The organism is Pseudomonas violetae, assembly GCF_023072615.1.
In the GTDB taxonomy this organism is placed as follows: Bacteria; Pseudomonadota; Gammaproteobacteria; order Pseudomonadales; family Pseudomonadaceae; genus Aquipseudomonas; species Aquipseudomonas violetae.
Genome location: NZ_JAKNRW010000009.1, coordinates 165045 through 178051, shown reverse-complemented (window position 1 = coordinate 178051; position 13007 = coordinate 165045). Strand labels below are relative to the sequence as shown.

15 protein-coding genes are annotated in these 13007 nt (G+C 61.2%); 8 read left to right on the top strand and 7 right to left on the bottom strand.

The features are described from left to right. Nucleotides 1–199, top strand: a 199-nt coding sequence (locus tag L9059_RS14245) for an iron chelate uptake ABC transporter family permease subunit (RefSeq protein WP_247291659.1), incomplete at its 5' end; no start/stop codon positions are given. Further along, a complete protein-coding gene (locus L9059_RS14240; protein WP_247291658.1) occupies nt 196–969 on the top strand; it encodes an ABC transporter ATP-binding protein in 774 nt (257 codons plus the stop codon). The genes L9059_RS14245 and L9059_RS14240, both read left to right, overlap by 4 nt. Nucleotides 970–1005: 36 nt before the next feature. Here L9059_RS14240 and L9059_RS14235 read toward each other — a convergent pair whose 3' ends face one another. Beyond that, a complete protein-coding gene (locus L9059_RS14235) occupies nt 1006–2337 on the bottom strand; it encodes an aminotransferase-like domain-containing protein (protein WP_247291663.1) in 1332 nt (443 codons plus the stop codon). Nucleotides 2338–2419: 82 nt separating this feature from the next. Between L9059_RS14235 and L9059_RS14230 the strand changes: the two genes are divergently transcribed. From L9059_RS14230 to L9059_RS14220, 3 genes are all read left to right on the top strand, one after another. Beyond that, nucleotides 2420–3316 (top strand): DMT family transporter, encoded by an 897-nt coding sequence (locus L9059_RS14230; protein ID WP_247291657.1) that lies wholly within the window; start codon nt 2420–2422, stop codon nt 3314–3316. A gap of 91 nt (nt 3317–3407) precedes the next feature. After that, the gene (locus L9059_RS14225; protein WP_247291656.1) at nt 3408–3956 is read left to right on the top strand and encodes a GNAT family N-acetyltransferase; all 549 of its coding nucleotides are present in this window, start codon (nt 3408–3410) and stop codon (nt 3954–3956) included. 9 nt (nt 3957–3965) lie between these two features. After that, complete coding sequence (locus L9059_RS14220) at nt 3966–4274, top strand: NIPSNAP family protein (protein ID WP_247291655.1); 309 nt, start codon at nt 3966–3968, stop codon at nt 4272–4274. 1358 nt (nt 4275–5632) lie between these two features. Here the strand turns inward: L9059_RS14220 and L9059_RS14215 are convergent. Continuing rightward, nucleotides 5633–6304: a DUF2268 domain-containing putative Zn-dependent protease gene (locus L9059_RS14215; RefSeq protein WP_247291654.1), complete on the bottom strand. Its 672-nt coding sequence runs from the start codon at nt 6302–6304 to the stop codon at nt 5633–5635. A gap of 81 nt (nt 6305–6385) precedes the next feature. On the opposite strand from L9059_RS14215, the gene L9059_RS14210 reads away from it, so the two are divergent. After that, nucleotides 6386–7798, top strand: coding sequence for a M15 family metallopeptidase (locus tag L9059_RS14210; protein ID WP_345894356.1), 1413 nt, complete (start codon nt 6386–6388; stop codon nt 7796–7798). A gap of 3 nt (nt 7799–7801) precedes the next feature. Here the strand turns inward: L9059_RS14210 and L9059_RS14205 are convergent, their stop codons facing one another. The 4 genes from L9059_RS14205 to L9059_RS14190 form a co-directional block, all read right to left on the bottom strand. Then, a complete protein-coding gene (locus L9059_RS14205) occupies nt 7802–8260 on the bottom strand; it encodes a GNAT family N-acetyltransferase (RefSeq protein ID WP_247291653.1) in 459 nt (152 codons plus the stop codon). 406 nt (nt 8261–8666) lie between these two features. Beyond that, nucleotides 8667–9200, bottom strand: coding sequence for a cysteine hydrolase family protein (locus L9059_RS14200; protein ID WP_247291652.1), 534 nt, complete (start codon nt 9198–9200; stop codon nt 8667–8669). Nucleotides 9201–9282: 82 nt separating this feature from the next. Further along, the gene (gene ggt, locus L9059_RS14195) at nt 9283–11010 is read right to left on the bottom strand and encodes a gamma-glutamyltransferase (protein ID WP_247291651.1); all 1728 of its coding nucleotides are present in this window, start codon (nt 11008–11010) and stop codon (nt 9283–9285) included. A 141-nt stretch (nt 11011–11151) separates the two neighbouring features. After that, a complete protein-coding gene (locus L9059_RS14190) occupies nt 11152–11598 on the bottom strand; it encodes a hemerythrin domain-containing protein (protein ID WP_247291650.1) in 447 nt (148 codons plus the stop codon). A gap of 148 nt (nt 11599–11746) precedes the next feature. Here L9059_RS14190 and L9059_RS14185 point away from each other — a divergent pair, with 148 nt between their 5' ends. Further along, complete coding sequence (locus L9059_RS14185) at nt 11747–12178, top strand: GNAT family N-acetyltransferase (RefSeq protein WP_247291649.1); 432 nt, start codon at nt 11747–11749, stop codon at nt 12176–12178. Nucleotides 12179–12229: 51 nt separating this feature from the next. Here the strand turns inward: L9059_RS14185 and L9059_RS14180 are convergent, their stop codons facing one another. After that, a complete protein-coding gene (locus L9059_RS14180) occupies nt 12230–12583 on the bottom strand; it encodes a hypothetical protein (protein WP_247291648.1) in 354 nt (117 codons plus the stop codon). Nucleotides 12584–12743: 160 nt separating this feature from the next. Between L9059_RS14180 and L9059_RS14175 the strand changes: the two genes are divergently transcribed. Continuing rightward, nucleotides 12744–12992, top strand: a complete 249-nt coding sequence (locus tag L9059_RS14175; protein ID WP_247291661.1) for a hypothetical protein — start codon at nt 12744–12746, stop codon at nt 12990–12992. Nucleotides 12993–13007: the final 15 nt, after the last annotated feature.

Sequence of the window (13007 nt, the reverse complement as noted above, 5' to 3'; positions counted from 1 at the left end):
CGTGCGCCTGTTGCTGGGCACCCGCCATGCGCGCCTGCTGCCTGCCAGTGCCCTGGGCGGCGCGCTGTTCCTGATCGCGGCGGACGTGTTGTCGCGGACCTTGATCAAGGGCCAGGTGATCCCGGTCGGGGTGATTACCGCACTGGTGGGCGCGCCGGTGTTTGCATTGATCCTGGTCGGGCGGAGGAATGCCCGATGAGTCCCGATGAGGGGGTACTGAGCTGTTCGGGGCTGGGCTTCGATGTGCGCGAGGCGCGGTTGTTGCACGACGTCCAGCTGCACATTCATCGCGGGGAAACCTTGGGCATCGTCGGGCCAAACGGCTCTGGCAAGTCAACCTTGCTCAAGTTGCTTGCCGGGGTCCGCGGGCCTTCTCGGGGCGAGGTATTCCTGGGCGGGACACGCCTGGGCAACCTGCCCCGCCGGACGATCGCGCAGACCCTGGCAGTGGTCGAACAGCAGGCGGATACCGATGATGCCATCAGTGTGCTGGACGCCGTGTCACTGGGCCGCACCCCCTGGCTGTCAGCGTTGCGCCCGTGGTCCCGGGAAGATGCACAAATCGTCCAGCAGGCGTTGCTTGATGTCGATGCCACCCACTTGAAAAACCGCACCTGGCGCAGCCTTTCCGGGGGTGAACGCCAGCGCGTGCACATCGCCCGGGCCCTGGCGCAACGCCCGCAGATCCTGCTACTGGATGAGCCCACCAATCATCTGGACATCCAGCATCAGCTGGCTATTTTGCAAGTGGTGCATGCGCTGCCGGTGACCACGGTGATCGCCCTGCATGACCTCAACCAGGCCCTCACCTGTGACCGCCTGGCCGTGCTGGAACGGGGGCGGCTGGTGGCGCTGGGCGCCCCCCTGGAAGTGCTCACCCCCGAGCGACTGAAAGATACGTTTGGCGTGCAGGCGCACTACCTGGTCGACCCGTTCGATGGTGCGCAGATCCTGCGCTTTCGCGGTTGAACGGCTGCGAACCGCGAGCTTTTGCTCTTGACCCACCTACGAATACGCCCCGACCATCCACTTCACCCGCGCCAATGCCTGCCCAAGCGTATCGATATCCACCGACCCCAACGCCAGCCGGATCGCATGGGGCACATGCGCCGAAGTCGCAAACGGCCCGGCCGTCGAAACGGCAATATTCTCCTCCATCAACGCCTTGGCAATCTGGTCTGCCCGGGCATCTTCGGCCAGCGGCAGCCACAGAAAATACGACGACGGATGCGTCACGCAGCGCAACCCATCCAGCGCACGCAACGCGACGATTTGCCTGGCTTGGGCGTCTGCCCGCTTCTGCGCTTCCAGCTGCATTACCGTGCCATCGTCCAGCCAGGCACAGGCGATCGCAGTCATCACCCCCGGGGTGTTCCAGGTAGTGGAGCGGATGGCTCGTTCGATAGCGGGCACCTTGTCCAGGGGCGCGGCGACGAAGCCGACCCGTAGGCCGGTGGCGACGCTCTTGGATAAACCGGACACATACACAGTCCGCTCCGGCGCCAGGGTAAACAGCGGTGGCGGCGGGTTTTCGGCGAGGAACGCATAGGCCGCATCCTCGATCAACAGCAACTCATGTTTGCGCGCAATCGCTACCAATTGCTGACGCTGCCCGGCAGGCATCACCCATCCCAAAGGATTGTGCAGGGTCGGCATGCTGTACACCGCCCGCACTCGCCGACCGCGGCAAAGCTTTTCCAGGGCCTCGAGATCCGGCCCGTCGGCACCACCAGGAATCGGCGCGATTTCCAGGTGCAGCGCTTCAGCCAGCACCTTGAAGCCCGAATAGCTCAAGGCGTCTGCAGCGATCACATCGCCCGGTTTGAGCAACGCCATCATCGTCACCGCCAGACCATGCTGGGCGCCGCTGACCACCAGCACCTGATCGGCATCGACCGGCAGCCCGCGCACGTTCAGGTGCCGCGCCACCGACGCACGCTCGTGCATGCGCCCCGCATGGGGCTGATAGCGCAACAGCGCCTCCAGATCACCGCCCGCGGCCAACTGGCGCAACGCACTGCGCAGCATCTCGCCCTGCCCCGGCAGCGACGGATAGTTGAAGTTGAGATCGATCACGCCAGCGACGACTTCCTGCTGGTCGATGCCCAGATTGGGCGGCAGCGAAGTCTCCCGGACAAAGGTGCCGCGCCCGGTTTCGCCGCTCACCAGGCCCATGGCTTCGAGCTCGCCATACACCCGACTCGCGGTCACCAGCGCCAGTCCTTCACGGGTCGCCAGTTGACGGTGAGTCGGCAATCGGGTGCCCGGCAGCAGGCGACCGGCACGGATATCGGCGGCGAAGCCATCCACCAGGGATTTGTAGCGCGAGCGCGGCATGGGCGATGTATCCATGACAATTTTTTGATTGTTATTGATTCTCGACCCTAGGATGGATTTCTGCAAATTTGAGTGTGACGAAATGGAACGTGCATCCAACCTGCAAAACCCTGGCCTGGAAAAAACCAGCGGCGGCTGGCTCAACGGTTTTATCGGCGTGTTGATTTTTAGCGGCTCGTTGCCCGCCACCCGCCTGGCGGTGCTGGAGTTCGATCCGGTATTCCTCACGGTGGCTCGCGCCAGCATCGCCGGAGTGCTGGCGCTGTGCATGCTGTGGCTGTTCAGGGAGAAGCGCCCAACGCGGCAGCAACTGGTGCCCTTGGCGATCGTCGCGCTGGGCGTGGTGTTGGGTTTCCCGCTGCTGACCGCGTTGGCTTTGCAGTACGTGACATCCGCCCACTCGATCGTCTTCGTCGGCCTGCTGCCCCTGGCTACGGCGGTGTTTGGCGTATTGCGCGGCGGCGAACGCCCGCGCCCGGTGTTCTGGCTGTTCTCGGTGCTCGGCAGCCTGCTGGTAGTCGGCTTTGCCCTGTCCCAGGGGGTGAGCGCCTCGCCCCTGGGCGATCTACTGATGTTGGCGGCCATCCTCGCTTGCGGGCTTGGGTATGCCGAAGGGGCGAAGTTGTCCAGGACCCTTGGCGGTTGGCAGGTAATCTGCTGGGCACTGCTGTTGTCGCTGCCGCTGATGGTTCCGTTGACCTGGTGGCTGGCGCCGCCGACGCTCTCGGGCATCACGACCTCGGCGTGGGTGTGCCTGGGGTATGTGTCGATTTTCAGTATGTTGGTGGGCTTTGTGTTCTGGTATCGCGGACTGGCGCAGGGCGGTATCGCGGCGGTCGGGCAGCTGCAGTTGCTACAGCCGTTTTTTGGCCTGACCCTGGCCGCCACGCTGCTGCATGAGCAGGTCAGCCCGGCCATGCTGATGGTGACGGTGACGGTGATTTTGTGCGTGGCCGGGGCGAAAAAATTTGCCAGGTAACAGGCGACAGTGTCGGCGGCGGGTCCCACCACCAGGGTGATTCGTGATTTCATAGCACTCTGATTGGCAATTTCCGGCGACCGAGGGAACCATGCTACGCACCACCGCACGCTTGATTCTGCGACCACCCGAGGCCTCAGACCTGGCGCGGCTGTTCGCCATCCACAGCGATCCAGTCACCAACCTGTTCAATCCCGCCGGGCCGATGCGTGACCTTGATCAGGCAAACGCAGTGCTCAAAGACTGGATAGCCCACTGGGTGGAAAATGGCTTCGGCCAGTGGGCGATTACTCGGCGTGACGCGATGGATGAGGTGATTGGCTTCGGCGGAATTGCGCTGCGCCAGTACCTGGATGTGGAACGGCTGAACCTGGGATATCGTTTTGCTTCCAACGCTTGGGGCAAAGGCTACGCGACTGAGTTGGCCGGCACTGCAATGGCATACGGATTTGACGAACTGCAGGTTCATGACATTTTTGCACTTGTCAGGCCCGCCCATCTGGCGTCTATTCGCGTACTGGAAAAAACCGGCATGCAGCTCGTCGATACGCTGGATGACGTGCCAGGCCAATTACCTAGCCTGGTCTATAAGGCCAGCCGTTGCAGTAATGAAAGCCCGTCGGGGCAACTAAAGGACTGAGGAGAAGTCGTGGTCACTTGTTATTTGAAGTACGTGCTTGATCCCTACCAGCTGAAGGCTTTCGAGTATTACGCGAAACTCTGGATTCCACTGGTTGAAAAATTCGGCGGGCAGCATCACGGCTACTTCCTGCCTTCCGAGGGCGCCAACAATATCGCCATGGCGATGTTCACGTTCCCGAGTCTGGCGGATTACGAGCGTTATCGGCAGGACTCGATGCAAGACCCCGAGTGCATAGCTGCCTTCAAGTACGCAGAGGAAACCAAGTGCATCCTCAGCTATGAGCGGAGTTTTTTCCGGCCGGTGTTTGGGGACTAACTATTGGAGCGGGGGCTTGATGGATCGCTGAAGCGACCCCTTCCCGACCGCCTCTCCTGTGGCGAGGGAGCTTGCTCCCGCTGGGTCGCGCAGCGGCCCCATGCCCAGACAACGCGGTGGGTCAGGATCACCGCGTGCACAGGTTTACGACTGCTGCGCAGCCGAGCGGTAGCAAGCTACCTCGCCACGGGTTGGTGGGATGTCTGGAAATCAGCGCGATGTTCGCTGACAGCCGTCGATGACATCGCGACGACCACTGTTTACCAGCGACCGCCTCTCCTGTGGCGAGGGAGCTTGCTCCCGCTGGGTCGCGCAGCGGCCCCATGCCCAGACAACGCGGTGGGTCAGGATCACCGCGTGCACAGGTTTACGACTGCTGCGCAGCCGAGCGGTAGCAAGCTACCTCGCCACGGGTTGGTGGGATGTCTGGAAATCAGCGCGATGTTCGCTGACAGCCGTCGATGACATCGCGACGACCACTGTTTACCAGCGACCGCCTCTCCTGTGGCGAGGGAGCTTGCTCCCGCTGGGTCGCGCAGCGGCCCCATGCCCAGACAACGCGGTGGGTCAGGATCACCGCGTGCACAGGTTTACGACTGCTGCGCAGCCGAGCGGTAGCAAGCTACCTCGCCACGGGTTGGTGGGATGTCTGGAAATCAGCGTGATGTTCGCTGACAGCCGTCGATGACATCACGACGACCACTGTTTACCGGCGACCGCCTCTCCTGTGGCGAGGGAGCTTGCTCCCGCTGGGTCGCGCAGCGGCCCCATGCCCAGACAACGCGGTGGGTCAGGATCACCGCGTGCACAGGTTTACGACTGCTGCGCAGCCGAGCGGTAGCAAGCTACCTCGCCACGGGTTGGTGGGATGTCTGGAAATCAGCGCGATGTTCGCTGACAGCCGTCGATGACATCGCGACGGCCACTGTTTACCAGCGACCGCCTCTCCTGTGGCGAGGGAGCTTGCTCCCGCTGGGTCGCGCAGCGGCCCCATGCCCAGACAACGCGGTGGGTCAGGATCACCGCGTGCACAGGTTTACGACTGCTGCGCAGCCGAGCGGTAGCAAGCTACCTCGCCACGGGTTGGTGGGATGTCTGGAAATCAGCGTGATGTTCGCTGACAGCCGTCGATGACATCGCGACGGCCACTGTTTACCAGCGACCGCCTCTCCTGTGGCGAGGGAGCTTGCTCCCGCTGGGTCGCGCAGCGGCCCCATGCCCAGACAACGCGGTGGGTCAGGATCACCGCGTGCACAGGTTTACGACTGCTGCGCAGCCGAGCGGTAGCAAGCTACCTCGCCACGGGTTGGTGGGATGTGTGCAAGCTCAGTGTGAGTTTCCGAAATGTGTGGGGCCACTCAGTCTTTCAGTGAGATCTGTCCCGCCGCGACCGCTGAATCAATGATCGTGCCAGCTGGAACGTTGATCCAGGTCGTGGCGTCGATGTTACCTGCCCCAGCCAGCCACTGCTCCACCATCTGATAACCAAGGGTGTAGCCCAGCCATCTTGGCTGACTTCCCGTGCCAAAAAACCACGCGCTGTGATCGTAGTAAGTGGCGTCCAGGGCCTGGCGATCTGCCGGAGTGCGCAGCAGATCGTCGCAGGTCACCGCCCTCTCCCAGGGTTCAGCTGCGCTGCCAAGCAAATGCCGGACGAACTGCCCGGCCAAGCCCTCGCTGACCAAGGCCTCCCCGAGAGTCCAGCCGTAGCCGGGACCCGCCATGCGCAGGCAGTGGTGAACCTCATGGATGATTTGCCGGTGCAGCATGCCATTGCGCAGGCTCGCCAGGAAATTCGGGTTGGCCGGATCGAGGGTCATCGAGAACATGCTGCTGCGGTAAGCGCGCCCGACTATGCCCATTTCCGGGATGGTTTCGCCGGGCAGCCGCTGGATCAGAATATCCAGGCGCGGCGGCACCAGCAGGCGCGAGAGGGTCTGGTAAGCGGCGGCGAATTCGCCGGTCACCTCGGCGCGAAAGTCGGCCAGATTGCCCGAGGCGTCCAGCCAATGCAGTGTCCATGAGTCCATTCATCTAGCCCTTCTATCATTGTGGAGGCTAAGCTCGGCCAGCCAAGCGGCCAATCATATCCACCGGAAGCTACTCTGACCATGCGCCTGAGAACTGCAATATTCACCCTTCTGAACCTTGCGATGGTGACCACCGCCAGCGCCGAGTCCCGGCCCGGTCACATGGTGTATTTGCGCACTATCGACCCGAGCATCGAGCAGGACATCCGCTACGCCAGCGCCCACAACTTCACCGGTCGCTCACTCGACGGGTATGTCGCTGCCGAGTGTCTGTTGTCCCTGGAGGCCGCCCAGGCCCTGGCCCGAGTGCAGACGGCCCTGCGCGCCGAAGGCTACGGTTTGAAGGTTTTCGACTGCTATCGCCCCAGCCGCGCAGTGGCCGACATGGGCCGCTTTGCGACAGAGCCGGGCGACCCGCGAAAGACCGAGTTTTACCCCCAGGTGGATAAGCAGGACTTCTGGCGGCTGGGTTATGTGGCGCGGGTTTCAGGCCACTCCAAAGGCTCAACCGTCGACCTGACCCTGACCGGGCCGCAGGCGCTGCCAGCCGCCAAATGGACGCCTGCGGCCTCGCAGGTAGACTGCACCGCGCCCGTTGACCAGCGCTGGCACGATGGTGCGGTGGATATGGGCACCGGTTTCGACTGTTTCGACGAGCGCGCCCACACCGCCAGCACAGCGATCAATGCCACGGCACAAGCCAATCGCCAGCGGCTCACCAGCGCCATGGAACAGGCGGGCTTTACCGGCTATTCGAAGGAGTGGTGGCACTTCACCTACGCTGACGAAGGGGCAAAAAAACCGGTGATGGATTTCCCAATCACTCCCCTGAGCACTCGCGATCTGATCAATGCCAGCCAGCAGTTAATCGTGGTCACGAGCAAAAACTGGGACGCCATCCAGGGCAGCGCCCAGCGCTATGAACGCGATGGCAGCACCTTACGCAAAGCCGGCGGCGCCTTTGCGGTGGTAGTTGGCACGCACGGGATGGCCTGGGGCAAGGGTTCGTTTGAATCCGGCGCAGGCCCGGTCAAGCGCGAAGGCGACGGCAAGGCACCTGCCGGTGTCTTCACCTTGGGCACGGCATTCGGTTTCGATCCGGCCCCGCCGACGAAGCTGCCCTACCTGGCGTTGACGCCGTCCACCGAATGCGTGGATGACAGCCAGTCCACTCGCTACAACGAACTGGTCGAGGGCACCGCCATTGCCAAAGACTGGAACAGCTCCGAGCACATGCGCAGCGAGGATGTGCTGTATCGCAAGGGCATCTTCATCCAGCACAACACCCCGGCGACCAGCGGCGCAGGCTCGTGCATCTTCTTCCACATCTGGCGCAGCCCCACCTCGCCAACGGCGGGCTGCACGGCCATGGATACGGCGGACATCACCCGCTTGCTCGGCTGGCTGGACCCTCGTCAATTGCCACTGCTGGTGCAAATGCCCGAAGCGCAATACGAACAGGTTCGCTCAGCGTGGGGCCTGCCGGCGCGCTGATTGTCAGCGCTGCTGCAAATCGAGGCAGTAGGTGTAGTAGCCGGTGTCGCGCACGTAACCCAGCGATTCGTAAAGGCGCTGGGCGCTGAAATTGTCGGTGGCGGTCTCCAGCATCATGCCTTTGCCGCCCGACAACACGGCAACGGAACGCGCCGTGTTCATCAGCAAAGTCCCGACTCCGCGACCGCGGGCATTGGGCGTGGTGAAGAGGTCCCCGAGCAGCCAGGTGCGGTGCGCGTCGATGGAGGAAAAGGTCGGGAACAGCTGGACGAATCCCAGCGCCTCACCTGTGTCGTCCTGGGCAAGGAAAATCACCGACTCGTCCCTGGCGATGCGCTCGGCGATGAAAGCGCGCGATTGCACCAAGTTCGAGGGCTGGCGGTAGAAAACGCGGTAGGCGTCGAACAACGGAGCAATGAGGTCGAGGTGGCTGGCATCGGCGCGCAGGGCCTGGAGGGGCATGGCGGGTTGTCTCCGTGGGGGTGGGTTGGGGTATTGTTGGTAGCAAGGATAGATCAAAAGATCACAGCCTCGTTTTACTCGACAGCTCCTACAGTTCCTACAGTTCCTACAGTTCCTACAGTTCCTAAGGCCCCCCCTTTGAAATGCAGGCAGCCAGAGAAAACCGCGACAACATCCACGACAGGTTCGCCTCTGCCAAAGTAAGAACGTGGGGTTGGTGTCCCAGGGGTTAAGTGCAGCCGTGGAACCGGAGCCCGGCCGGCGGTATGTATTCTTGTAGGAGCGAGCTTGCTCGCGATGGACGTGAACGATAACGCGTGCATTCAGGATAGACGCGGTGGTCTTTCGTGAATTGCGAGCAAGCTCGCCCCTACAGGGGCGCCTGACGGTGTGCCATAGGTGCGGCTTAGAGCTTGATTTCGTTCGCGGGCATGACGTCGATCCGGCCTACCGGGCCGGTCAAGTGGGCCAGGGTTTGGTTGTGTTCGGCGATGATGTCTTCAGCGGTAAGATTGCCGTTATCGACCGTGGAATGCGCGTCGGCGGCGAGCACCACGTCGTAGCCCAGGTCATGCGCCTGCCGGAGGGTGGCGTTCACGCAGTAATCAGTTTGCAAGCCGCAGATGATCAGGCGATCAACCTCGCGCTCTTGCAGCAATGCTTTAAGTGGGGTCTGGTAGAACGAGTCGCCGGTGGTCTTGCCTACCCGCAGATCCTCGGTTGAGGTGAGCAGTTGCGTTGCGAGTTGCCAGCCCTCGGAGCCGTTTTGCAGCAAGTCGCCCTTTTCTTCGTGCTGGATGAGTACGACCGGGATCCTCGCGGCCCTGGCCCTGGCACTGAGCGTGTTGATGGTGGCAATCACCCGTTGAATATCAAAGCATTCGTACTGGCCGGTGCACAAGGCTTGCTGTACGTCGATGATCAGCAGTGCGGTGGTCATGATTTTCCTTCCTTGAGTTAGCGGTGCTGTAAATAACAAACAGGAGACAGAAAATAGATCTGTCCCCCTTTAAATACAACTTTCAATAGCCGAGCGACAAACCGGTATTGCGCCGCGGGTCGTTGGCTCCATAGAAGCGGTTTTTGCCAACCGGCTTGCCATCAAGCGAAGGCGCGCCGACCAGTATCGCTGCCACGTGGTTGGCGTCCTGGGGGCCGGCGAACTTGTGGCCCATGCTTTCGAGCATCTTCACTGTGTCCGGGCTGGTGGTAAAGGTTTCCAGGTTGGTTTCTTCCGGCAGCCATTGCTGATGGAAACGCGGGGCATCGACCGCTTCCTGGATGTTCATCCCATAGTCGATCACGTTGAGAATGGTCAGCAGTGTCGCAGTAATGATGCGACTACCCCCAGGGGTGCCGACGACCATCACCACCTTACCGTCCTTAGTAACAATGGTCGGGCTCATCGACGACAGCGGCGCCTTGCCGGGGGCGATGATATTGGCCTCGCCTTGGACCAGGCCGTACATGTTCGGTACGCCGATCTTCGAGGTGAAGTCGTCCATCTCATCGTTTAGGATGACCCCGGTCTTGCTGGCCATGACCCCTGCGCCAAACCAGTCGTTGAGTGTGTAGGTCACCGATACCGCATTGCCCCATTTATCGACGATGGAGTAATGGGTGGTGTTGCTGCCTTCATGGGGGGCAACGCCGGGCTTGATCTCGCGGGACACACCGGCCTTTTTCGGGTCGATGGCGGCGCGGATCTTGGTCGCATAGTTCTTGTCCAGCAGGTGCTCGATCGGATTCTTCACGAAATCCGGGTCGCCGAGGTAGCTGTTGCGGTCCACATAGGCGTGGCGCATGGCTTCGATCTGGTAGTGCATGCCCTGGGCCGAGCGGTAGCCCAGATCTTTCATCGGGTAGCCGTCGAGGATGTTCATGATCTCGCAGATCACCACGCCGCCGGAGCTTGGCGGTGGTGCCGAGACCACGTGATAACCCCGGTAGTCGCACTCCACCGGTGCCAGTTCACGGGTCTTGTATTTGTCGAGGTCGGCCTGGGTGATGATGCCCTTGTTGGCTTGGCTAGAGGTGACGATAGCGTCAGCGACCCAGCCTTTATAAAAACCGTCGGCGCCCTTCTCGGAGATTTCCCGCAGGGTTTTACCCAGGTCTTTTTGCACCAATTTCTGACCGACCTGCATCGGTTCGCCGTTGCTCAGGAAGATCGAACCGGAATCCTTCATGTCTTTTTTGAAGACGTCGGTGGCGTATTCCAGCAGTTCGACATCGCCCTGTTCCAGCTCAAAACCGTCTTCGGCGAGCTTGATTGCCGGGGCAATCACTTCTTTACGCGACTTGGTGCCGTATTTCGACAGAGCCAACTCCATGCCCGACACAGTACCCGGCACGCCCACCGCCAGATGCCCACGGGTACTGAGGTCAGGAACGACATTGCCCTCTTTATCCAGATACATGTCGGCAGTGGCTGCCAACGGCGCTTTTTCACGGAAGTCGAGGAAGGTCTTGCGCCCGTCGGCCAGTTGTATAGTCATGAAGCCACCGCCGCCGAGGTTGCCGGCTGCAGGGTAGACCACCGCCAGCGCATAGCCGACTGCGACAGCGGCATCGACCGCGTTGCCACCGTTCTTGAGCACATCGACACCCACGTGACTCGCCAGGTGCTGGGCGGTGACGACCATGCCGTTTTCGGCCGCGACCGGGGCCACGGAGGCCGCTTGAGTAGATAGACAACTGAGCACCAGGGAGGTCGCTATCAGCGATTTGGCAAAAGGTTCGAACTTCATGATTCGGTCTCTTTTTGTTTTCAGGTTCGGGGGCAAACAGAGGGAACGTTTCAAGAGCAGTACGAAGTATGGCCGCGATTGCGATTTGCGCCTCCCCGGCGCCTACAGAGTTGTCAGCAATGGCTCAGGCGGGGACTCCCTTCAGGACGCCTGCTTTAGCTGCTCGTCGAATTCCTTCAGGTACTGTCCCGCTAACGCGTCCTTCTGCGTGTCGCTCAGCAGTTTGCCGGCCATCTGGAAGAACTTCTGCTCTTCCTCTTTCAAGTGGTGATGGACCTTCTCGGACAACTTCTTCGCGGTGGCCAGCCAGGAAGGGCTGGACATCTCGGTCTCGTCGAGGGTTTCCATCATCTCGTCCATCTCGTGATGCTCGGAAATCGCGTGACGGCTAAGGTCAACGCCATTGTCGAACTCCATCAACGGGATGTAGAAGTGCCGCTCCTCGGCGGTTTCGTGGGCCTGCAGTTCGGACTTCAGGCGCTTGTAGGCCTCGGCACGCTCAGGGGTATCGCCACTGGTCTGGATCAGCGCATCGGCATAGGTACGTTGACGGTCGTGGCTTTCGCGCAAGGCTTCAAAAATATTCACGGGTGGTCCTCATCGGCTGCGTTCTCGAATGACGCTGTAATAGCTAGACATTTGCGCGTGAGTGACAGTTCCACAGAAGGGGTGGATCAAGCTGTGATCGACGCGCTAAGCTGCAGCGCGTTCACTCATGGCCATAAGGATTTAGCTGATGACGCTACACATAGAAGTAACGCAAGCCCCCACCGAAGAGGAGCACCAGGCGCTTATCCTGCCGTTGCGCGCCTACAACGCTTCGAAGACGGGTGTCACGAAACCAGAGCCTATCGCCCTGCTGGTGCGCGACGAACACGAGCAGATTCTCGGCGGCCTGTATGGCCGGGTGTTTTATCAGTGGTTGTATATCGAGTTGCTGTCGGTGCCGGAGAATGCCCGGGGACAGGGCCTGGGTTCACGGCTGATGCGCATGGCCGAGGATCATGCCAGGGAGAAGGAATGCCTGGGGATCTGGCTAGACACCTTCGAGTTCCAGGCGCCGGGGTTCTACCGGAAGATGGGTTATAGCGAGTTCGGGCAGATCGTCGATTACCCGCCGGGGCATAAGCGCTTCTTTTTCCAGAAGCGCCTGATCAACATCGCCTGACCCTGCAGGCGATACACGCCCACAGGGGGTGATGTGTGAAATTTTGTTCGATCAGAGGCAGGTAGCCAACGCCGCCAACCGTCGTTTGGCCACAAAATCATCCTGCTGGGCGTAATAGCTCAACACGGTCCCCGACGCCGCATCCGTGGTCACGTCCACGAACGACTCCGCCGCACGGGTGTAGACGGTCGATCCGCCCTTCTCGCCCGGCTGCAGGTAGGCGCCCGCATCGACGCCGAACACCGCCTCGTCCTGCCAGGAAAATTGCACGCACTGGGCGACGACTTTTTCCGGTTTGTCCGACTTCAGGGTCCGGTACGGGGTTTTGGTGCGAGCATCGTTCATCACCGAGCCCGCGCAGCCCAACAGCAGGGTCGCGGCCAGGGCCAGCAGCAGAATTCGCATTGTGTTCACTCATCAGGAAAAAGCCGACTGTATCATCCAGGCTCAACGTTTCATTCTGCTTTACTTCATTTATACCGCGACACCGCGTGACGATTCACGCACCCTGTCGCGCCATAAACGTCCGATTGCCCGATTTGCGGGCGCATTTTCTGGAAAGGCCATGACACCTAACGCCGAATACTACAAACCGACCGCCGAATACGCCGACAAGCTGATCAGCCAGATTGGCCAGACGCCGTCCTGGATCGCCAAGCGCATCGGCGTCACCGACAAGCGCATCCGCTACATCCTTGAAGGCGAACGCACCGTCAAGGGCGAGACCACACCAATCCAGATGACCTACCCCGAGCAATTTGCCCTCGAATGCCTGGCGGCTGCGGCCAAGGCCAGCAAAAAGCAGAATTCGTAACCTCTCCAGGAGCAA

Bases quoted from the DNA above. Each gene is read 5' to 3' on its own strand.
- L9059_RS14240 (WP_247291658.1), top strand. From the start codon at position 196: ATGAGTCCCGATGAGGGGGTACTGAGCTGTTCGGGGCTGGGCTTCGAT.
- L9059_RS14235 (WP_247291663.1), bottom strand. From the start codon at position 2,337: ATGCCGCGCTCGCGCTACAAATCCCTGGTGGATGGCTTCGCCGCCGAT.
- L9059_RS14230 (WP_247291657.1), top strand. From the start codon at position 2,420: ATGGAACGTGCATCCAACCTGCAAAACCCTGGCCTGGAAAAAACCAGC.
- L9059_RS14225 (WP_247291656.1), top strand. From the start codon at position 3,408: ATGCTACGCACCACCGCACGCTTGATTCTGCGACCACCCGAGGCCTCA.
- L9059_RS14215 (WP_247291654.1), bottom strand. From the start codon at position 6,304: ATGGACTCATGGACACTGCATTGGCTGGACGCCTCGGGCAATCTGGCC.
- L9059_RS14210 (WP_345894356.1), top strand. From the start codon at position 6,386: ATGCGCCTGAGAACTGCAATATTCACCCTTCTGAACCTTGCGATGGTG.
- L9059_RS14205 (WP_247291653.1), bottom strand. From the start codon at position 8,260: ATGCCCCTCCAGGCCCTGCGCGCCGATGCCAGCCACCTCGACCTCATT.
- L9059_RS14200 (WP_247291652.1), bottom strand. From the start codon at position 9,200: ATGACCACCGCACTGCTGATCATCGACGTACAGCAAGCCTTGTGCACC.
- ggt (WP_247291651.1), bottom strand. From the start codon at position 11,010: ATGAAGTTCGAACCTTTTGCCAAATCGCTGATAGCGACCTCCCTGGTG.
- L9059_RS14185 (WP_247291649.1), top strand. From the start codon at position 11,747: ATGACGCTACACATAGAAGTAACGCAAGCCCCCACCGAAGAGGAGCAC.
- L9059_RS14180 (WP_247291648.1), bottom strand. From the start codon at position 12,583: ATGCGAATTCTGCTGCTGGCCCTGGCCGCGACCCTGCTGTTGGGCTGC.
- L9059_RS14175 (WP_247291661.1), top strand. From the start codon at position 12,744: ATGACACCTAACGCCGAATACTACAAACCGACCGCCGAATACGCCGAC.